The organism is Pseudomonas koreensis (genome assembly GCF_025447595.1).
Classification (GTDB): domain Bacteria; phylum Pseudomonadota; class Gammaproteobacteria; order Pseudomonadales; family Pseudomonadaceae; genus Aquipseudomonas; species Aquipseudomonas koreensis_H.
Genome location: NZ_JAOEJU010000007.1, coordinates 75,182 through 93,798 on the forward strand (window position 1 = coordinate 75,182; position 18,617 = coordinate 93,798).

Here is an 18,617-nt window from a genome sequence, read left to right on the forward strand (position 1 = left end):
AGGGCCGGAAGCCGCAGTACCCAACCAACGAGGAATTCGTCATGGCTTTAACAGTAAACACCAACACCACGTCGTTGAACGTTCAGAAAAACCTGAACCGCGCTTCCGACGCTCTGTCGACTTCGATGCAGCGCCTGTCTTCCGGCCTGAAAATCAACAGCGCTAAAGACGACGCCGCTGGCCTGCAGATCTCCAACCGTATGTCTTCCCAGATCCGCGGTAACACCCAGGCAATCCAGAACGCCAACGACGGTATCTCCGTTGCCCAGACCGCTGAAGGCGCTCTGCAAGCTACTACCGACATCCTGCAGCGTATGCGTGAACTGGCTGTTAAAGCACGTAACGGTACCAACGGCACTGCTGACCAGACCGCTACCAACGCTGAATTCGCTCAGATGTCCGACGAGATCACCCGTATCTCGGCTTCGACCAACCTGAACGGCAAAAACCTGCTGGACGGTTCGGCTGGTACTGTAACCCTGCAAGTGGGTGCAAACACCGGTTCGGCTAACCACATCGACCTGGTACTGAGCTCCAAGTTCGACGCCGTCAGCCTGTCGGTTGGTAGCGGTACTCTGTCCCTGACCGGTGCTACCGTAACTGGCGCTTCGCAGAACATCGACAACGCGATCACTGCAATCGACGCCGCTATCGCTGCAATCGGTGCAACTCGTGCCAGCCTGGGTGCTTCGCAAAACCGTCTGACCAGCACCATCCAGAACTTGCAGAACATCACCGAGAACACCACTGCTGCACAAGGTCGCGTACAAGATACCGACTTCGCCGCAGAGACTGCTAACCTGACCAAGCAGCAAACCCTGCAACAGGCTTCGACCTCTGTTCTGGCTCAAGCCAACCAACTGCCTTCCGCTGTACTGAAGCTGCTTCAGTAATTTCGGAATGAGTTTTAGCGGGGGAGTGCGCTTGCGTGCTCTCTCGCTTTTTACGTTATGAGGTGATGAGCATGGACATGAGCGTCAAGCTTAACGTGTCTTATCCGGCTCCCAAGCCAGCCAATACCGTCACCGACAAACCGTCGGAGACCAAGCCTCAGACCGTTGATGCTGTTCCTGCCTCGAAAAAGAGCCAGGAAGCGGATGAGACCAAGCTGAAGCTGGCGGTGCAGGAGATCGAGAAGTTCGTTCAGTCGATCAAGCGCAATCTGGAATTCTCGATCGACGAGCATTCCGGCAAGGTCATCGTCAAGGTGATCGCGAGCGAGACGGGCGAGGTCGTACGACAGATCCCCTCCGCAGAAGCCCTCAAGCTGGCAGACAGCCTCGCCAACGCAAGTCACGTGTTGTTCGACGCCAAAGTCTGATAGCTGGCATGAATAGTGTTTGAAGTTCTTTAGACGCAGGTATTGGTCAAAAGACTGGCAACAACCCAAGGGAGATGCACATGGCAAGTCCAATTTTACCGGGTTCGGGCCTGGGTTCCGGCCTGGACATCGGTGCGATCGTTACTGCGCTGGTCAACGCTGACAAATCGCCGAAGCAAACGCAGATCGATAACCAGACCAAAACCAACACGCTGAAAATTTCCGGTGTGGGTGCTCTGAAGAGCGCGCTGACCACCTTTCAGGCGGCATTGGCCACTCTGGGCAGCAAGACCAATCCCGCATTCGCTGGCTACACGGCGACATCGAGCGTGCCTGGAACGCTGACTGTAACCTCCGATAACACTGCGGTTTCGGGCTCTTACAGCGTTGTCGTGAAAGAACTGGCTACCGGTTCGAAGGTCGCCTCTGCAGCCTTTGCCGGCGGTGCATCCAGTGCCATTCCGAGTGGTACCCTGAAAATCAGTCAGAATGGCACTGATTACAATGTCACCATCCCGGCCAATGCCACCTTGCAGAGCACGCGTGATGCGATCAACAAGGCCCAGGGCAGCAATGGTATTTCCGCCAACATCGTGACCGACGCCACTGGCGCTTCTCGTCTGGTGATCGGTTCGAACAAGACCGGTGCGGGTTCCGATCTCTCTGTCAGCGGTATTGCCGGTCTGGAAATCGATGGCAGCAAAGTCATGTCGGCTACGCCGGCGGCGGGTGATTCCGGTTCTGTGGGGGCGCTCGCCAAGGATGCATCCCTGACTATCGATGGTCTGGCAGTCACCAGCAAGAGCAACACGGTTACCGGTGCGATCAGTGGCATGACCCTGAATCTGGTAGCTGCCAGCACGACGCCGTCCACGGTTACCGTTGATACCAATACCAAAGGGCTGCAGACGTCGCTTCAGCAGTTCGTCGATGCCTACAATTCGCTCAAGACCACCGTTGACAGCCTGTCCAAGGCCACGCCGGATGAAGACGGCAAGCTGACCGTGCAGGCGGCGTTCACTGGCGATTCCTTGCCGCGTTCGTTGATCGCGAGCATTCGCGCCGAGTTTACCGGCGCGGGCGCGGGTGGCTCGATGGCCTATTTGTCGGAAGTGGGGATCATGACCGACTCCATTACCGGTAACCTGAAGCTCGACACCACTGCCTTCAACAAGGCCATGGCGGCTCCGGGGGCAACGGGTCAGGTACAGCAGTTGTTCAGTGGTACCAATGACACCAACGGTCTGCTGGCGCGCATGAGCAAGGCGGTCGACCCGTATCTCAAGACATCGGCCGATGGCAAGACTCAAGGCCTGCTGGATCAGCGGCTGACGATCCTGAATGCCAATAGCCGGACGATCACCGATCAGCAAAAAGCGCTGGATGTCCGTGTGGCCAACCTGACCAAGACGTTGACTGCCAAGTACAACGCCATGGACTTGCTGGTAGGGCAAATGAAAGCGACGGCGAGCAACATTACTTCGTTCTTCAGCTCGCTGAACGCTCAGCAATCTGCGAAGTAACATGCAAGAGCGACAAAAACCCGGCTACGCTTTCGAGCGTGCGCCGGGTTTTTGTCTTATGGTCTAAAGTTTTTCGACTCGCTGGCGATACACTGTTCATACGAGTCATTGTGGCAAATGAGGTAGAACATGAATCCGATGTTAGCCCTTCGGCAATACCAGAAAGTAGGTGCGCACGCTCAGACATCTGAAGCCAGCCCTCATCGTCTGGTGCAAATGCTGATGGAAGGCGGTCTGGACCGTATCGCCCAGGCCAAGGGTGCGATCGAGCGCAAGGACATTCCTGCCAAGTGCACGTCGATCAGCAAGGCCATCGGCATCGTCAGCGGACTGCGCGAAGGTCTGGATCTGGAGAATTCCGCGGACACGCTGGCTGATCTGGACGGTCTTTACATCTACATGATGAAGCGTCTCGCCGAGGCGAACATCAGCAGCGATCCGCGCATTCTTGATGAGGTTGCCGGCTTGCTGAGCACCGTCAAGGAAGGCTGGGATGCGATCGCGCCTGCGCCCGCTCCGCAGTTCTGAGGAGATCACCATGAGTCTTGTATTGCAGCGAATCGAAGAAACCCGAGCAGCGTTGGTCGGCGCCCTGGCCGAGCGCAACTGGGAGGCGATCGGTCAACTGGATCTCGATTGCCGTTCCTGCATGGAAGATGTATTGAGTGAGGCTTCGGTGGACGAGGTCGCGTTGCGCGATAACCTTGAGGAGTTGCTGCATGTCTACAAGCAGCTGCTTGAAGTTGCCATGGGTGAGCGTCAGGCGATAGTCGACGAGATGTCGCAGATCACCCAAGCGCAGAACGCGGCAAAGGTTTACCATCTGTTTGGTTAATTAACCCTCAGTTAATCCAGACATGTGCGCCATAAATTTGACTGTGCACGGTTTTTTGACTTAACTAGTGGCTGTTTTCAGATTTCAGGCGTCTACAGGCACAAGGTGTCCTGCAAGCGTCTCGCTTGCCCCTCATTTTGGGCATTGAGTTGACTAGGGAAGTTGCTATTGCATGTGGCGTGAAACCAAAATTCTGCTGATCGATGACGATAGCGTCCGCCGCCGCGACCTGGCGGTGATCTTAAATTTTCTTGGCGAAGAAAATTTACCCTGCGGAAGCCATGACTGGCAGCAGGCAGTCGGCTCTTTGTCGTCTAGTCGTGAGGTCATTTGTGTACTGATCGGGACGGTCAATGCTCCTGGTGCACTTTTGGGCCTGTTAAAGACACTCTCAACCTGGGATGAGTTCCTTCCGGTTTTGCTGATGGGCGATAATTCTTCGGTAGACCTGCCCGAAGACCAACGCCGCCGGGTACTTTCGACCCTCGAAATGCCGCCGAGCTACAGCAAACTGCTGGATTCCCTGCACCGTGCCCAGGTCTATCGCGAAATGTACGACCAGGCCCGCGAACGCGGCCGCCATCGCGAACCCAACCTGTTCCGCAGCCTCGTCGGCACCAGCCGTGCGATCCAGCACGTGCGTCAGATGATGCAGCAAGTGGCCGACACCGACGCCAGCGTACTGATCCTCGGCGAGTCCGGGACCGGCAAGGAAGTGGTTGCGCGCAACCTGCATTACCATTCCAAGCGTCGCGACGCGCCGTTCGTCCCGGTCAACTGCGGGGCGATCCCGGCCGAGTTGCTGGAAAGCGAACTGTTCGGCCACGAGAAGGGTGCCTTCACCGGCGCGATCACCAGCCGTGCCGGCCGCTTCGAACTGGCCAACGGCGGTACGCTGTTCCTCGATGAAATCGGCGACATGCCGCTGCCGATGCAGGTCAAGCTGTTGCGCGTATTGCAGGAGCGCACCTTCGAGCGCGTGGGCAGCAACAAGACCCAGAGCGTCGACGTGCGCATCATCGCCGCGACCCACAAGAATCTCGAAAGCATGATCGAGATCGGCACCTTCCGCGAAGACCTCTACTATCGCCTGAACGTGTTCCCGATCGAGATGGCGCCGCTGCGTGAGCGCGTCGAAGACATTCCGCTGCTGATGAACGAACTGATTTCGCGGATGGAGCATGAGAAACGCGGCTCGATCCGTTTCAACTCCGCCGCCATCATGTCCCTGTGCCGTCACGGCTGGCCAGGCAACGTCCGCGAGCTGGCCAACCTGGTGGAGCGCATGGCGATCATGCACCCATACGGGGTCATCGGCGTGGTCGAGCTGCCGAAGAAATTCCGCTACGTCGACGACGAAGACGAGCAAATGGTCGACAGCCTGCGCAGCGACCTGGAAGAGCGCGTGGCGATCAACGGCCATACGCCGGACTTTACCGCCAACGCCATGCTGCCGCCGGAAGGCCTGGACCTGAAGGACTATCTCGGTGGTCTGGAGCAAGGCTTGATTCAGCAGGCGCTGGACGACGCCAACGGCATCGTGGCCCGTGCCGCCGAACGCCTGCGCATTCGCCGCACCACGCTGGTGGAGAAGATGCGCAAGTACGGCATGAGCCGTCGTGAAGGTGATGAACAGGCGGATGATTGACGCCTGTTTTTCAACTGTCTCATTTATAAGCAGTTTTTTTTAGGCACGGGTATTGCTACATCCCTCGCAACGTTCCGTTTAACTGACGGTCAGCCAAGCGAGAGAGCCCAATGCCCCAAGCCTCCCAGATGTCTTCTGTTCCCGAGTCCTCGGGGCAACTGCCGTCCGTAGAGCAGGCGAGCCGCCAGGGGCTTGAACAGGCATTCGCCCTGTTCAATCAGATGTCCAGCCAGTTGACCGACTCCTACAGCATGCTTGAAGCCCGGGTCACCGAGCTCAAGGGCGAGCTGGCCGTGGTCAGCGCCCAGCGCATGCAGGAGTTGGCGGAAAAAGAACGCCTGGCCAACCGTCTGCAAAACCTCCTCGATCTGTTGCCCGGTGGCGTCATCGTTATCGACGGTCACGGCATTGTTTGCGAGGCCAATCCTGCCGCCATCGAATTGCTTGGCCTGCCGCTGGAAGGCGAGCTGTGGCGCCATGTCATCGCCCGTTGCTTTGCGCCTCGCGAAGATGACGGTCACGAAATTTCCTTGAAAAACGGTCGACGCCTGTCGATTGCCACCCGCTCGCTGGATGCCGAGCCGGGGCAGTTGGTGCTGCTCAACGATCTGACTGAAACCCGTCACTTGCAGGATCAGCTGGCGCGTCACGAGCGCCTGTCGTCCCTGGGGCGGATGGTCGCGTCGCTGGCTCATCAGATCCGTACTCCGCTTTCCGCCGCCTTGCTCTATGCCAGTCATTTGACCGAGCAGGAGCTGCCGGTCGCTACCCAGCAGCGTTTCGCCGGGCGTCTCAAGGAGCGTCTGCATGAACTGGAGCACCAGGTGCGTGACATGCTGGTCTTTGCGCGTGGCGAGCTGCCACTGACCGACCGTGTCACGCCGAACGCCTTGATGCAGTCGTTGCAGGCTGCCGCGTTGACCCATGTGCAGGATCTGCCGATCCGCTGGCAGTGCGACAGCCATGCCGGCGAGTTGCTGTGCAATCGCGACACGCTGGTCGGGGCGCTGCTCAATCTGATTGAAAACGCCATTCAGGCGAGTGCCGGTGAGGTGCGTCTGAAGGTGCATTGCTATACCCGCGACAACACCTTGCGTTTGTGTGTCAGTGACAGCGGCAGCGGTATTGATGCGGCGGTGCTGGCGCGGCTGGGCGAGCCGTTTTTCACCACCAAAGTCACCGGGACCGGCCTGGGCCTGACCGTGGTCAAGGCTGTGGCGCGTGCGCATCAGGGAGAATTGCAGCTGCGTTCGCGGGTCGGGCGCGGTACGTGCGCGCAGGTCATCCTGCCGTTGTTTTCTGCTGTACAGGGAGCTGAGTGAAGGTCATGGGCATCAAAGTTCTGCTGGTCGAGGATGACCGCTCGTTGCGCGAAGCGCTGGCCGATACGCTGTTGCTGGCCGGTCACGACTATCACGCGGTGGGTTCGGCCGAAGAGGCGTTGAGCGCCGTCGAGTGCGAAGCGTTCAGTCTGGTGGTCAGCGACGTCAACATGCCGGGCATGGACGGCCATCAGTTGCTCGGCCTGCTGCGCGCGCGGCAACCGCAATTGCCGGTGCTGCTGATGACCGCGCATGGTGCGGTCGAGCGTGCGGTCGATGCGATGCGCCAGGGCGCGGCGGATTATCTGGTCAAGCCGTTCGAACCCAAGGCTCTGCTGGATCTGGTAGCACGTCACGCTTTGGGTAGTGTGGGGGCGAGTGACGCCGAAGGGCCGGTCGCAGTCGAGCCTGCCAGTGCTCAGTTGCTGGACCTGGCGGCGCGGGTTGCACGCAGCGATTCAACCGTGCTGATTTCCGGCGAGTCCGGCACCGGCAAGGAAGTGCTGGCGCGCTACATTCACCAGCAATCCCATCGCGCCAGTCAGCCGTTCATTGCGATCAACTGTGCGGCGATCCCCGACAACATGCTCGAAGCCACCCTGTTCGGTCACGAAAAAGGTTCGTTCACCGGCGCCATCGCGGCCCAGGCCGGCAAGTTCGAACAGGCGGACGGCGGCACCATTCTGCTCGATGAAATTTCCGAAATGCCTCTGGGCCTGCAAGCCAAACTGTTGCGGGTGTTGCAGGAGCGCGAGGTGGAGCGGGTCGGCGCACGCAAGCCGATCACGCTCGATATTCGCGTGGTGGCGACTACCAACCGTGATCTGGCCGGCGAGGTGGCGGCGGGGCGGTTCCGTGAAGATCTCTATTATCGACTGTCGGTATTTCCGCTGGCCTGGCGTCCGCTGCGTGAGCGCACCGCCGATATCCTGCCGCTGGCCGAGCGTCTGCTGGCCAAACACGTCAATAAAATGAAGCATGCGATGGCGAAGTTCTCGCCCGAGGCGCAAGCGTGCCTGATCGGTTATCCGTGGCCGGGCAATGTGCGCGAGCTGGATAACGCGGTCCAGCGGGCCTTGATTCTCCAGCAGGGCGGGTTGATCCAGCCGCAGGATTTTTGTCTCTCCGGGCCTGCGTTGTTTGCTCCATTGCCGGCAGTGGTGCCGATCGCGCCGGTCATTCGTGAAGTGGAAATCGAGGCGGATTCGGCCGGTGCGCTGGGCGATGACCTGCGTCGCCGCGAGTTCCAGATGATCATCGACACCCTGCGTACCGAGCGCGGTCGACGCAAGGAAGCCGCCGAAAAACTCGGCATCAGCCCGCGCACCCTGCGTTACAAACTGGCGCAAATGCGCGATGCGGGCATGGATGTCGAAGGCTATCTGTTCGCCACGTGACAGCTCGCGCAAACGTTTGAATCGGCTTTTTCTGAAGGCGGTGTCCATGAGCTGGCACCGTTGTTGCTAACACCTGAGTACCCGCCGAGTGAGTGTCAAAAAATTGCGGGCCGCCCAAGAGAGTAGACCATGAGCCAAGGTATTGAATTTAATCGGTTGATGATGGACATGAAGGCCATGCAAATGGACGCCATGTCGAAGCCGAAATCGACTGCCGCCGTCCCTGAAGTGGCAGGCAGCAGCTTTTCCGACATGCTCGGTCAGGCCATCAACAAAGTCAGCGATACCCAGCAGGCGTCGACTCAGTTGGCCAACGCATTTGAAATCGGCAAAAGCGGCGTCGATCTGACTGACGTGATGATTGCCTCGCAGAAAGCCAGCGTGTCGTTCCAGGCTCTGACCCAGGTACGTAACAAGCTGGTTCAGGCTTATCAAGACATCATGCAGATGCCGGTATAAGGACGAGATTGAGTCATGGCAGAAGCAGTCGCCGATAACGTTCCGGCCAAGGCCACCCCGATAGACGGCAAACCGCCGCTGTTCGGCCTGTCCTTCCTGGAAAACCTCTCCGAGATGACCATGCTGCGTCAGGTAGGCCTGTTGGTCGGCCTGGCTGCGAGCGTGGCGATTGGCTTTGCCGTGGTGCTGTGGTCACAGCAACCGGACTACCGGCCTCTGTACGGCAGCCTTGCCGGCATGGACGCCAAACAGGTCATGGACACTCTGGCCTCCGCCGACATTCCCTACACCGTCGAACCGAACTCCGGTGCCTTGCTGGTCAAGGCCGATGACCTGTCCCGTGCGCGGCTCAAGCTCGCGGCCGCTGGTGTCACTCCCAGCGACGGCAACATCGGTTTTGAAATCCTCGACAAGGAACAGGGTCTGGGCACCAGCCAGTTCATGGAAGCGACCCGTTATCGTCGCGGCCTCGAAGGCGAACTGGCCCGCACCATTTCCAGCCTGAACAACGTCAAGGGTGCGCGCGTGCATCTGGCGATCCCGAAAAGCTCGGTGTTCGTGCGTGACGAGCGCAAGCCGAGCGCTTCGGTACTGGTCGAGCTGTACTCCGGCCGTTCGCTGGAGCCGGGCCAGGTGGTGGCGATCATTAACCTGGTAGCGACCTCCGTTCCCGAATTGAGCAAATCGCAGATCACCGTCGTCGACCAGAAGGGCAACCTGCTGTCGGACCAGGCGGAAAACTCCGAAATGACCATGGCCGGCAAGCAGTTCGATTACAGCCGTCGCATGGAAAGCATGCTCACCCAGCGCGTGCACAACATTCTGCAACCCGTACTGGGTAATGATCGCTACAAGGCTGAAGTGTCGGCCGATGTGGATTTCAGCGCCGTCGAGTCGACCGCCGAGCAGTTCAACCCGGATCAGCCGGCCCTGCGCAGCGAGCAGTCGGTCAACGAACAGCGCACTGCCAGCAATGGCCCGCAAGGCGTACCGGGTGCCCTGAGCAACCAGCCGCCGTCGCCGGCCTCCGCACCGCAAACCACCGGTGGCGCTGCTGCCCCGGCGAGCATGGTGCAACCTGGCCAGCCACTGGTTGATGCCAACGGTCAGCAGATCATGGACCCGGCCACCGGCCAGCCAATGCTCGCACCGTATCCGGCGGACAAGCGTCAACAATCCACCAAGAACTTCGAGCTCGACCGTTCCATCAGCCACACCAAGCAGCAGCAGGGTCGTCTGAATCGCCTGTCGGTGTCGGTCGTTGTGGACGATCAGGTCAAGATCAACCCGGCCAACGGCGAAACAACCCGTGCGCCGTGGAGCGCCGACGAATTGGCGCGCTTCACTCGCCTGGTGCAGGACGCCGTCGGCTTCGACGCCAGCCGTGGCGACAGCGTCAGCGTGATCAACATGCCGTTCTCCGCCGAGCGCGGCGAAGTGATCGCCGATATTCCGTTCTACTCCCAGCCATGGTTCTGGGACATCGTCAAACAAGTGCTGGGTGTGTTGTTCATCCTGGTGCTGGTGTTCGGCGTGCTGCGTCCGGTGCTCAACAACATCACCGGCGGCGGCAAAGGCAAGGAACTGGCCGGTCTGGGCGGTGACGTCGAACTGGGTGGCATGGGCGGTCTGGACGGTGAACTGGCCAACGATCGCGTCAGCCTCGGCGGCCCGACCAGCATCCTGCTGCCGAGCCCGAGCGAAGGCTATGACGCTCAGTTGAACGCAATCAAGAGTCTGGTGGCAGAAGACCCGGGCCGTGTGGCCCAGGTCGTGAAAGAGTGGATTAACGCAGATGAGTGATAACCGAGCCGCCGTCGCCAAACTGTCCCGGGTCGATAAAGCCGCGATTCTGCTGCTGTCCCTGGGTTCGACCGATGCCGCACAAGTGCTGCGCCACATGGGCCCGAAAGAGGTTCAGCGTGTCGGCGTGGCCATGGCCCAGATGGGCAACGTCCACCGTGAGCAGGTCGAGCAGGTCATGAGCGAGTTCGTCGACATCGTCGGCGACCAGACCAGCCTGGGCGTCGGCTCCGACGACTACGTGCGCAAAATGCTCACCCAGGCCCTGGGTGAAGACAAGGCCAACGGCCTGATCGACCGCATTCTGCTGGGCGGCAACACCAGCGGCCTCGACAGCCTGAAATGGATGGAGCCGCGCGCCGTTGCCGACGTGATCCGTTACGAACACCCGCAGATCCAGGCGATCGTGGTCGCGTACCTCGATCCGGATCAGGCCGGTGAAGTGCTGGGCAACTTCGACCACAAGGTGCGTCTGGACATCATTCTGCGCGTTTCGTCGTTGAATACCGTGCAGCCGGCCGCACTGAAAGAATTGAACCAGATTCTCGAGAAGCAGTTCTCCGGCAACTCGAATGCCTCGCGCACCACCCTGGGTGGCATCAAGCGGGCGGCGGACATCATGAACTTCCTCGACAGCTCGATCGAAGGCCAGCTCATGGACTCGATCCGCGAAGTCGACGAAGACCTGTCCGGTCAGATCGAAGACCTCATGTTCGTGTTCAACAACCTGGCCGATGTCGACGACCGCGGTATCCAGGCGCTGTTGCGCGAAGTGTCCTCCGATGTGCTGGTGCTGGCCCTCAAGGGTTCGGACGAAGGCGTCAAGGAGAAGATCTTCAAGAACATGTCCAAACGTGCCGCCGAACTGTTGCGCGACGACCTCGAGGCCAAGGGCCCGGTGCGCGTCAGCGACGTGGAAACGGCGCAGAAGGAAATCCTCACCATCGCCCGCCGTATGGCCGAAGCCGGAGAAATCGTGCTCGGTGGCAAGGGTGGCGAGGAAATGATTTAAGCCCATGGAAAAGCACGACGACGATGTGACGGATCTGATCCGTGCCCGGGACGTCCGCGGTTTCGATACCTGGGCGTTGCCCAGCTTCGATCCGCCGAAGCCTGAGCCCGAGCCGGAACCGGAGCCTGAACCGCCGGAAATGGAAGAAGTGCCGCTGGAGGAAGTCCAGCCACTGACGCTGGAAGAACTCGAGAGCATCCGTCAGGAGGCTTACAACGAAGGCTTCGCCATTGGTGAAAAGGAAGGGTTCCACAGCACCACGCTCAAGGTCCGTCAGGAAGCCGAGGTGGCCCTGGCTGCCAAGATTGCCAGCCTTGAGCAATTGATGGCGCATCTGTTCGAGCCTATCGCCGAGCAGGACACTCAGATCGAAAAGTCGCTGGTCGACCTCGTGCAACATATCGCCAGGCAGGTGATCAAGCGCGAACTGGCCATCGACTCGACGCAGATCGAACATGTCATGCGTGACGCGCTCAAGCTGTTGCCCTTGGGTGTGGAAAACGTGCGGCTATACGTCAATCCGCAGGATTTTGCACAGGTCAAAGCCCTGCGTGAGCGCCATGAGGAAAGTTGGCGCATCGTCGAGGATGAATCCCTGCTGCCGGGCGGCTGCCGGGTCGAAACCGAGCACAGCCGTATCGATGCGAGCATCGAAACCCGCGTCGGCCAGGTCATGGACAAGCTGTTCGATCAGTTGCACGAACAGGCCCTTCACCCGGCGGCACCGGACCTGAGTCTGGACTTGCCTGAAGCGCCAAAACCGGCAACGGCCACTGACGAGCCGCTCGCGGACGCCCCCGATGCGCCTTGAACGCACCAGTTTCGCCAAGCGCCTGAGCACTTACGCCGAGGCCACCGAAATCGCCGGTGCGCCGATTCTAGAAGGGCGCCTGTTGCGCATGGTCGGCCTGACGCTCGAAGCCGAAGGTCTGCGTGCCGCCATGGGCACCCGCTGCATGGTGATCAACGACGACACCTATCACCCGTCCCAGGTTGAAGCCGAAGTCATGGGCTTCTCCGGCAGCAAAGTCTTTCTGATGCCGGTCGGCAGCGTGGCCGGCATTGCTCCTGGTGCCCGCGTAGTGCCGCTGGCCGACACCGGTCGCTTGCCGATGGGCATGAGCATGCTCGGTCGCGTGCTGGACGGCGCCGGACGTGCGCTGGACGGCAAGGGCGGCATGAAAGCCGAAGACTGGGTGCCGATGGACGGCCCGACGATCAACCCGCTCAACCGTGACCCGATCAGCGTGCCGCTGGACGTCGGCATCCGTTGCATCAACGGTTTGTTGACGGTCGGTCGCGGTCAGCGTCTGGGCCTGTTTGCCGGTACGGGTGTCGGTAAATCGGTACTGCTGGGCATGATGACCCGCTTTACCGAAGCCGACATTATTGTCGTCGGCCTGATCGGTGAGCGGGGTCGTGAAGTTAAAGAGTTCATCGAGCACATTCTCGGTGAAGAGGGCCTCAAGCGCTCCGTGGTGGTGGCGTCGCCTGCGGACGATGCGCCGCTGATGCGTCTGCGCGCGGCGATGTACTGCACGCGGATCGCCGAGTATTTCCGCGACAAAGGCAAAAATGTCCTGTTGCTGATGGATTCCCTGACCCGTTTCGCCCAGGCCCAGCGGGAAATCGCCCTGGCCATCGGCGAGCCCCCGGCAACCAAGGGGTATCCGCCGTCGGTATTTGCCAAGCTGCCGAAACTGGTTGAGCGCGCCGGTAATGCGGAGAAGGGCGGGGGGTCGATCACTGCGTTCTACACCGTATTGTCCGAAGGCGATGATCAGCAGGATCCGATTGCTGACTCTGCGCGGGGTGTGCTCGACGGGCACATCGTATTGTCCCGGCGTCTGGCCGAAGAAGGGCATTACCCGGCCATCGATATCGAAGCCTCGATCAGCCGGGTGATGCCGGCGGTGGTGTCACCGGAGCACATGACCCGGGCGCAATACTTCAAGCAGCTGTGGTCGCGGTATCAGCAGAGTCGCGATCTGATCAGCGTCGGCGCCTATGTGGCCGGTGGTGATCGTGAGACCGACCTGGCGATTTCCCTGCAGCCGCAGTTGGTCAGATACCAGCGGCAGGGGCTGAACGACAAAATCAACATGGGCGAAAGCCAGGCTTATCTCGAAACCCTTTTTGCCCCGGCGGCGGGCGGCTAACCGCTCATGGCCGCTGTCAGTCGAGCCGCGCGTCTGGCGCCGGTGGTGGATATGGCCGAGAAGGCCGAAAAAACCGCCGTGCAGCGCCTGGGCTACTTTCAGGGGCAGGTGAAGGTTGCTGAAAGCAAACTGGCCGACCTCAATGCCTTTCGTCTGGATTACTCCCAGCAGTGGATCGTGCGCGGCAGCACCGGTGTGACCGGGCAATGGCTGCTGGGTTTTCAGGGCTTTCTGGCGCAACTCGATACCGCAGTCGATCAGCAGCGCCAGAGCCTGCAATGGCACCAGAACAAGCTCGACAAGGCGCGAGAGGAATGGCAGCAGGCGTTCGCCAAGGTTGAAGGCCTGCGCAAACTGGTGCAGCGTTATCGCGAAGAGGCGCAACGCCTTGAAGACAAGCGCGAACAAAAGCTGCTGGACGAGTTGTCCCAGCGTTTGCCGCGTCATCAGGCGTTCTGACGGGCAGATATCTGACAGATCCCGACGCCATCGCGCCTTGCCCATGGCCCCTCCAGGTGCTAAACCTTGTACACGTTCGTCAATGACAAGGAAGCCAGTACATGTCAGTCGTTACAGAAGTGTCTCCGGATGGGCAAAAACTGACGATCTCAATCAGGGGGCGGTTCGATTTCGGTCGCCACCAAGAGTTTCGCGAGTCTTATGAGCGGCTTGTCAAAAAGCCCGAATCCATCGTTGTCGATCTGAAAGAAGCGACCTACCTCGACAGTTCGGCGCTGGGCATGCTGCTTCTGCTGCGTGATCACGCCGGTGGCGACGATTCGGACGTGCGGGTGGTCAACAGCAATTCGGATGTGCGAAAGATCCTCGCCATCTCCAATTTCGACAAACTGTTCGACATCAGTTGACGGCCATGCAGCCGCAAGAGCCGCTGACGATTCTGATTGCCGAAGACAGCGCTGCCGACCGGCTGCTGTTGTCGACCATTGTCCGGCGGCAGGGGCATGAGGTGTTGACGGCCACCAACGGCGCGCAAGCGATCGAGGCGTTTACCCGGCACAAGCCGCATCTGGTGCTGATGGACGCCATGATGCCGGTGATGGACGGATTCGAAGCGGCGCGACAGATCAAGGCGCTGGCCGGCGAAAGTCTGGTGCCGATCATCTTTCTGACGTCGCTGACGGAAAGTGAGGCGCTGGCCCGATGCCTGGAGGCCGGAGGTGACGACTTTCTGGCGAAGCCGTACAACCAGGTGATCCTCGCCGCCAAAATCAAGGCGATGGATCGCCTGCGACGTTTGCAGGCCACGGTGCTGCAACAGCGCGACTTGATTGCCAAACACCATGATTATCTTCTCAATGAGCAGCGGGTCGCCAAGGCCGTGTTCGACAAGGTGGCGCATTCCGGGTGCCTGAGCGCACCGAACATCCGCTACCTGCAATCGCCGTACGCCCTGTTCAACGGTGATTTGCTGTTGGCGGCCTACACGCCGGCCGGGGACATGCATGTGTTGCTCGGTGACTTCACCGGTCATGGCTTGCCGGCCGCCGTCGGGGCCATGCCGCTCGCCGAGGTGTTTTACGGCATGACCGCCAAGGGCTACGGTCTGGCCGAGACCCTGCGGGAAATGAATGCCAAGCTCAAGCGCATCCTGCCGGTAGACATGTTCTGTTGCGCAACTTTGTTGTGCCTGAGTTTCCAGCGGCGTTCGGTGGAAGTCTGGAACGGCGGCATGCCCGACGGTTATCTGCATTGCCTCGCCACGGGGGAGCGCACGCCACTGGCGGCGCGGCACTTGCCGCTGGGGGTGTTGAGTCCGCAAGCTTTCGACGACCGCACCGAGGTTCACTCGATGGCGGTGGGTGATCGCGTGTTTCTGCTCTCGGACGGGGTCATCGACACCTGCGATGCCAGCGATCAGTTGTTCGGTGTCGAGCGCTTGCACAAGGTGTTCGCCGCCAATCGCCAGCCGGATCGATTGTTCGAGGAAATCGAGCAGGCGTTACAGGATTTTCGAGGCGAGGCCCGTGACGACGTGAGCATGGTCGAGGTCAGCCTGCTGGAGATGGCCCAGGTCAATCCGTCGGCACCGGTGTATTCCGACAGTGGTCAGTCCTGTCCGCTGGACTGGTCGGTGAGTTTCGAGTTTCGCGGCGCCACCCTCAAACGCTTCAATCCCTTGCCTTATCTGTTGCAGCTTTTGTTGGAGGTGCATGGATTGCGGGCCCAGAGCGGAGCGTTATACAGCGTGCTGGCGGAGCTTTACTCGAATGCGCTGGAGCACGGCGTGCTGGGTCTTGATTCAAGCCTCAAACGTGATGCTTCGGGTTTTGGCCGTTATTATGAGCAGCGCAACTCGCGCCTCGAAGCGCTGCAGGACGGCTACGTACGCGTGCATCTGCAAGTGCGCCCCGAAGGCGCGGGCGGCTGTCTGGTTGTGCGTGTCGAAGACAGCGGCCAGGGATTTGATGTCTCGCGCGTGATGGAGCGACCGCTCGATGCTGTCCGTCTGTCGGGGCGCGGTGTCAGTCTGATCCGCCAATTGGCCAGCAACGCCAGCTGGTCAGACGATGGTCGCAGTGCCCGCGTGGAGTTTTTCTGGGAGGCTCTGGCATAATCCACGCATTCTTGATCAAGGAGTGAACAAGTGGCTGATACCCATGTGGACCACGAGGCGCTCAACGCGCTGCGGGAAGTGATGGAAGACAGCTATCCGGAATTGCTGGATACCTTCATCGCCGATTCCGAAAATCGCCTGCGGGAGTTGCAGCAGACTGCCGATGCCGACGCATTGTCTTCCGTTGCGCACAGTTTCAAGGGCAGCAGCAGCAATATGGGGGCGATTCGTCTAGCGGTGCTGTGCCAGGAGCTGGAACAGCACGCCAAAGACAAAAGTCCTTCTGAAATCATCAAGCTGGTCGCCGATATCCATAGTGAATTTGCGGATGTCCGGCCCGTTTATGTTGCCGAGCGACAGCGCTCTCTGACGCACTGATCCTGCCGTCGGGCGGTTTTGCCGGATTTCTGACGAAACTGGCCCGGCACTTGCAGTCAACTAACTCAACTGTACCTACGATCCCAGTGCAGCGGAGACCGTGCCATGCCTGCAAGCCCCAACATTCTTCTTCAGACCGCCGCCCAGGCCAAGGCACAAGCTGCCTCGACCAAATCATCGGCAGTGGCCGCAGAGCCCGGGGACAAGGCCTCCAGCTTCGCTCAGGTGTTCGCCGATCAGGGGGCTGACAAGCCCTCGGTGACCGTCGACAATTCGGCAAAACCTGCCCGTGACAAAGCCGCCGACAACAGCGGCAAGAAGGACGTTGGCAAGGATCAGTCTGCCGCCCCGGAGCCGGCGGTTGCCGATAGCGGCAAAGCCTTGCCCGCCGACAAACCGGCGACGGCGGCAGCGGACGACAAGACCACGACCGATGACGAAACGGCTGAAACCGTACCGGCTCCGGTTGCCGATACGGCGCCAGTGGATCCGGCACTGGTGGCAGCGGTAGAGCCCGTCGTTACGGCACCGGTGGTAGTCACCCCCGTCGTCGATACCGCCGCGAAACCGGAAACCGATCAACCTGTCCTGACGGTATTGCCGGGTGTGGTCAAGGATCCGGCACCAGCCACTGACCCGTCTTTTGACCCCGAGGCGGATCCGCTGGATTCGCTTCCCGCCGTGCGCATGGCCATGGAGCAGAGTGGTCACATTTCCGCCTCCAGCCAGTCCCAACCCAAGGCCGCCACGGCCCAGACTCAGGCTGACGGCGAATTGACCTCGGCGCAGAACTTCGCTGCCGGCATGGCCAGCATGCTCGATGTGCAGGCTGACAAGGACAGCACCAGTCAGGGCGGTGAGAAGGCGTTCAGCGGCCTGATCGATGACGGCCTGAAAGACCTGAAGACCGCCACCAGCGACACCCGCGTGGATGATTTCGCCAACCGACTGGCGGCGCTCACTCAGGCAGCCACGCCGAAAACCGCCAACGCGGTGCCGGTGAGCCAGCCGATCGCGATGCACCAGAACGGCTGGACCGAAGAAGTGGTCAACCGGGTCATGTACCTGTCGAGCAACAACCTGAAGGCGGCTGACATCCAGTTGCAGCCAGCCGAACTGGGGCGTCTGGATATCCGGGTGAACATGGTGCCGGACCAGCAGACCCAAGTGACCTTCATGAGCGCTCACCCGAGTGTGCGTGAAGCTCTCGACGGCCAGATGCATCGCCTGCGCGACATGTTCAACCAGCAAGGCATGGGGCAGGTCGATGTCAACGTTTCCGACCAGAACCGTGGCTGGCAGGGCCAGGGCCAGGAGCAGGCGCAGCAGGGGCAGGGCGGTCGTACCAGCGCTGCCGGCGGTCGTCTGGATTCGGCCGAAGAGGAATTGACGCCAGCGGCCGTCGCTGAAGCGGCGGCTACGGCCACTCACGTGATCGGCTCCAGCGCCGTCGACTACTACGCCTGATATTCAAGGCAAATTAACTGTGGGAGCGAGCTTGCTCGCGAAGGCTTTTTGACGAACAACACCTGTGTTGAATGTTAAACCGCTTTCGCGAGCAAGCTCGCTCCCACAGTTGTTTACGTTGCCCCTGTCTACCCCTCCGACACTTCTGGCATAACACTTGCTCTTGCCTTGCCGTGCGACTGTGAAAACCCGATTAGTGACGGATTATTGGCATGGCGAAGAGCGAAGCTGCAGCAGTAAAAGACCCCGCAACCAAAGGCAAACTCAAGCTGATCATCGTGATCGTGCTGGGTCTGTTGCTGGCCATTGGTACGTCTGTGGGGGCGACCTGGTTCTTCATGCACAGCGCCCAGAGCAAGCCCGAGGCGGCTGCTGAAGCTGCACCTGTCGGCAAGCAACCGGCGATTTTCGAGCCGATGGCGCCGGCCTTTGTGGCCAACTACAACCAGAACGGCCGTCAGCGCTACATGCAGGTGAGCATCACCATGCTGGCGCGCAACCAGGCTGATCTGGAAGCGCTCAAAGTGCACATGCCGGTAATCCGCAACAACCTGGTGATGCTCTTCTCCGGTCAGGATTTCGCCACGCTGGCGACCCCGGTCGGTCAAGAAATGTTGCGCCAGAAGGCCACAGCCAGCGTCCAGGAAGTGGCGCAGAAAGAGCTGGGCAAAGTGGTGATCGAACAGTTGCTTTTCACTAATTTCGTACTGCAGTAGGA

At 60.1% G+C, this 18,617-nt stretch carries 19 protein-coding genes; all 19 read left to right on the forward strand.

Going from position 1 to position 18,617, the window contains the following annotated elements; translation table 11 throughout:
• Positions 1-41: 41 nt before the first annotated feature.
• The 19 genes from N8H71_RS11540 (at position 42) to fliL (ending at position 18,615) form a co-directional block, all read left to right on the forward strand.
• The gene (locus tag N8H71_RS11540; protein WP_007920059.1) at positions 42-893 is read left to right on the forward strand and encodes a flagellin domain-containing protein; all 852 of its coding nucleotides are present in this window, start codon (positions 42-44) and stop codon (positions 891-893) included.
• Positions 894-964: 71 nt separating this feature from the next.
• Positions 965-1,321: a flagellar protein FlaG gene (locus N8H71_RS11545; RefSeq protein ID WP_085605774.1), complete on the forward strand. Its 357-nt coding sequence runs from the start codon at positions 965-967 to the stop codon at positions 1,319-1,321.
• Between the two features lie 80 nt (positions 1,322-1,401).
• Complete coding sequence (fliD, locus tag N8H71_RS11550) at positions 1,402-2,844, forward strand: flagellar filament capping protein FliD (RefSeq protein ID WP_262194088.1); 1,443 nt, start codon at positions 1,402-1,404, stop codon at positions 2,842-2,844.
• Between the two features lie 129 nt (positions 2,845-2,973).
• Complete coding sequence (fliS, locus tag N8H71_RS11555) at positions 2,974-3,372, forward strand: flagellar export chaperone FliS (RefSeq protein ID WP_007958302.1); 399 nt, start codon at positions 2,974-2,976, stop codon at positions 3,370-3,372.
• Between the two features lie 10 nt (positions 3,373-3,382).
• A complete protein-coding gene (locus N8H71_RS11560; RefSeq protein ID WP_007958300.1) occupies positions 3,383-3,679 on the forward strand; it encodes a hypothetical protein in 297 nt (98 codons plus the stop codon).
• 172 nt (positions 3,680-3,851) lie between these two features.
• Positions 3,852-5,327, forward strand: a complete 1,476-nt coding sequence (locus N8H71_RS11565) for a sigma-54 dependent transcriptional regulator (RefSeq protein WP_003222863.1) — start codon at positions 3,852-3,854, stop codon at positions 5,325-5,327.
• A gap of 110 nt (positions 5,328-5,437) precedes the next feature.
• Positions 5,438-6,649: a sensor histidine kinase gene (locus N8H71_RS11570; RefSeq protein WP_011333046.1), complete on the forward strand. Its 1,212-nt coding sequence runs from the start codon at positions 5,438-5,440 to the stop codon at positions 6,647-6,649.
• Between the two features lie 5 nt (positions 6,650-6,654).
• Positions 6,655-8,046 (forward strand): sigma-54-dependent transcriptional regulator, encoded by a 1,392-nt coding sequence (locus N8H71_RS11575; RefSeq protein ID WP_262194089.1) that lies wholly within the window; start codon positions 6,655-6,657, stop codon positions 8,044-8,046.
• A gap of 129 nt (positions 8,047-8,175) precedes the next feature.
• A complete protein-coding gene (fliE, locus tag N8H71_RS11580) occupies positions 8,176-8,505 on the forward strand; it encodes a flagellar hook-basal body complex protein FliE (RefSeq protein WP_262194090.1) in 330 nt (109 codons plus the stop codon).
• Positions 8,506-8,520: 15 nt separating this feature from the next.
• A complete protein-coding gene (fliF, locus tag N8H71_RS11585; RefSeq protein WP_262194091.1) occupies positions 8,521-10,308 on the forward strand; it encodes a flagellar basal-body MS-ring/collar protein FliF in 1,788 nt (595 codons plus the stop codon).
• Positions 10,301-11,320 (forward strand): flagellar motor switch protein FliG, encoded by a 1,020-nt coding sequence (fliG, locus tag N8H71_RS11590; protein WP_007958288.1) that lies wholly within the window; start codon positions 10,301-10,303, stop codon positions 11,318-11,320. Before fliF ends, fliG begins: the two co-directional genes overlap by 8 nt.
• A gap of 4 nt (positions 11,321-11,324) precedes the next feature.
• On the forward strand, positions 11,325-12,131 hold the full coding sequence (gene fliH / locus N8H71_RS11595; RefSeq protein ID WP_262194092.1) for a flagellar assembly protein FliH: 807 nt from the start codon (positions 11,325-11,327) through the stop codon (positions 12,129-12,131).
• Positions 12,121-13,479 (forward strand): flagellar protein export ATPase FliI, encoded by a 1,359-nt coding sequence (gene fliI / locus N8H71_RS11600; protein WP_262194093.1) that lies wholly within the window; start codon positions 12,121-12,123, stop codon positions 13,477-13,479. The genes fliH and fliI overlap by 11 nt, the downstream gene beginning before the upstream one ends.
• Positions 13,480-13,485: 6 nt before the next feature.
• Positions 13,486-13,938 (forward strand): flagellar export protein FliJ, encoded by a 453-nt coding sequence (gene fliJ, locus N8H71_RS11605; protein WP_262194094.1) that lies wholly within the window; start codon positions 13,486-13,488, stop codon positions 13,936-13,938.
• Between the two features lie 101 nt (positions 13,939-14,039).
• Positions 14,040-14,345: an STAS domain-containing protein gene (locus N8H71_RS11610; protein ID WP_262194095.1), complete on the forward strand. Its 306-nt coding sequence runs from the start codon at positions 14,040-14,042 to the stop codon at positions 14,343-14,345.
• A 5-nt stretch (positions 14,346-14,350) separates the two neighbouring features.
• Positions 14,351-16,054 carry an ATP-binding SpoIIE family protein phosphatase gene (locus N8H71_RS11615; protein ID WP_262194097.1) on the forward strand — a complete coding sequence of 568 codons (1,704 nt, stop codon included), beginning with the start codon at positions 14,351-14,353 and terminating at the stop codon, positions 16,052-16,054.
• Between the two features lie 30 nt (positions 16,055-16,084).
• Entirely contained in the window at positions 16,085-16,432 is a 348-nt protein-coding gene (locus N8H71_RS11620) for an Hpt domain-containing protein (RefSeq protein ID WP_262194098.1), read from the forward strand.
• A 105-nt stretch (positions 16,433-16,537) separates the two neighbouring features.
• The gene (locus N8H71_RS11625) at positions 16,538-17,899 is read left to right on the forward strand and encodes a flagellar hook-length control protein FliK (RefSeq protein WP_262194099.1); all 1,362 of its coding nucleotides are present in this window, start codon (positions 16,538-16,540) and stop codon (positions 17,897-17,899) included.
• 212 nt (positions 17,900-18,111) lie between these two features.
• Positions 18,112-18,615: a flagellar basal body-associated protein FliL gene (gene fliL, locus N8H71_RS11630; RefSeq protein ID WP_230736292.1), complete on the forward strand. Its 504-nt coding sequence runs from the start codon at positions 18,112-18,114 to the stop codon at positions 18,613-18,615.
• Positions 18,616-18,617 lie beyond the last annotated feature (2 nt).

What these genes read in the sequence shown, in the direction of transcription:
- N8H71_RS11540 (WP_007920059.1), top strand. Translation starts at nt 42, where the DNA reads ATGGCTTTAACAGTAAACACCAACACCACGTCGTTGAACGTTCAGAAA.
- N8H71_RS11545 (WP_085605774.1), top strand. Translation starts at nt 965, where the DNA reads ATGGACATGAGCGTCAAGCTTAACGTGTCTTATCCGGCTCCCAAGCCA.
- fliD (WP_262194088.1), top strand. Translation starts at nt 1,402, where the DNA reads ATGGCAAGTCCAATTTTACCGGGTTCGGGCCTGGGTTCCGGCCTGGAC.
- fliS (WP_007958302.1), top strand. Translation starts at nt 2,974, where the DNA reads ATGAATCCGATGTTAGCCCTTCGGCAATACCAGAAAGTAGGTGCGCAC.
- N8H71_RS11560 (WP_007958300.1), top strand. Translation starts at nt 3,383, where the DNA reads ATGAGTCTTGTATTGCAGCGAATCGAAGAAACCCGAGCAGCGTTGGTC.
- N8H71_RS11565 (WP_003222863.1), top strand. Translation starts at nt 3,852, where the DNA reads ATGTGGCGTGAAACCAAAATTCTGCTGATCGATGACGATAGCGTCCGC.
- N8H71_RS11570 (WP_011333046.1), top strand. Translation starts at nt 5,438, where the DNA reads ATGCCCCAAGCCTCCCAGATGTCTTCTGTTCCCGAGTCCTCGGGGCAA.
- N8H71_RS11575 (WP_262194089.1), top strand. Translation starts at nt 6,655, where the DNA reads ATGGGCATCAAAGTTCTGCTGGTCGAGGATGACCGCTCGTTGCGCGAA.
- fliE (WP_262194090.1), top strand. Translation starts at nt 8,176, where the DNA reads ATGAGCCAAGGTATTGAATTTAATCGGTTGATGATGGACATGAAGGCC.
- fliF (WP_262194091.1), top strand. Translation starts at nt 8,521, where the DNA reads ATGGCAGAAGCAGTCGCCGATAACGTTCCGGCCAAGGCCACCCCGATA.
- fliG (WP_007958288.1), top strand. Translation starts at nt 10,301, where the DNA reads ATGAGTGATAACCGAGCCGCCGTCGCCAAACTGTCCCGGGTCGATAAA.
- fliH (WP_262194092.1), top strand. Translation starts at nt 11,325, where the DNA reads ATGGAAAAGCACGACGACGATGTGACGGATCTGATCCGTGCCCGGGAC.
- fliI (WP_262194093.1), top strand. Translation starts at nt 12,121, where the DNA reads ATGCGCCTTGAACGCACCAGTTTCGCCAAGCGCCTGAGCACTTACGCC.
- fliJ (WP_262194094.1), top strand. Translation starts at nt 13,486, where the DNA reads ATGGCCGCTGTCAGTCGAGCCGCGCGTCTGGCGCCGGTGGTGGATATG.
- N8H71_RS11610 (WP_262194095.1), top strand. Translation starts at nt 14,040, where the DNA reads ATGTCAGTCGTTACAGAAGTGTCTCCGGATGGGCAAAAACTGACGATC.
- N8H71_RS11615 (WP_262194097.1), top strand. Translation starts at nt 14,351, where the DNA reads ATGCAGCCGCAAGAGCCGCTGACGATTCTGATTGCCGAAGACAGCGCT.
- N8H71_RS11625 (WP_262194099.1), top strand. Translation starts at nt 16,538, where the DNA reads ATGCCTGCAAGCCCCAACATTCTTCTTCAGACCGCCGCCCAGGCCAAG.
- fliL (WP_230736292.1), top strand. Translation starts at nt 18,112, where the DNA reads ATGGCGAAGAGCGAAGCTGCAGCAGTAAAAGACCCCGCAACCAAAGGC.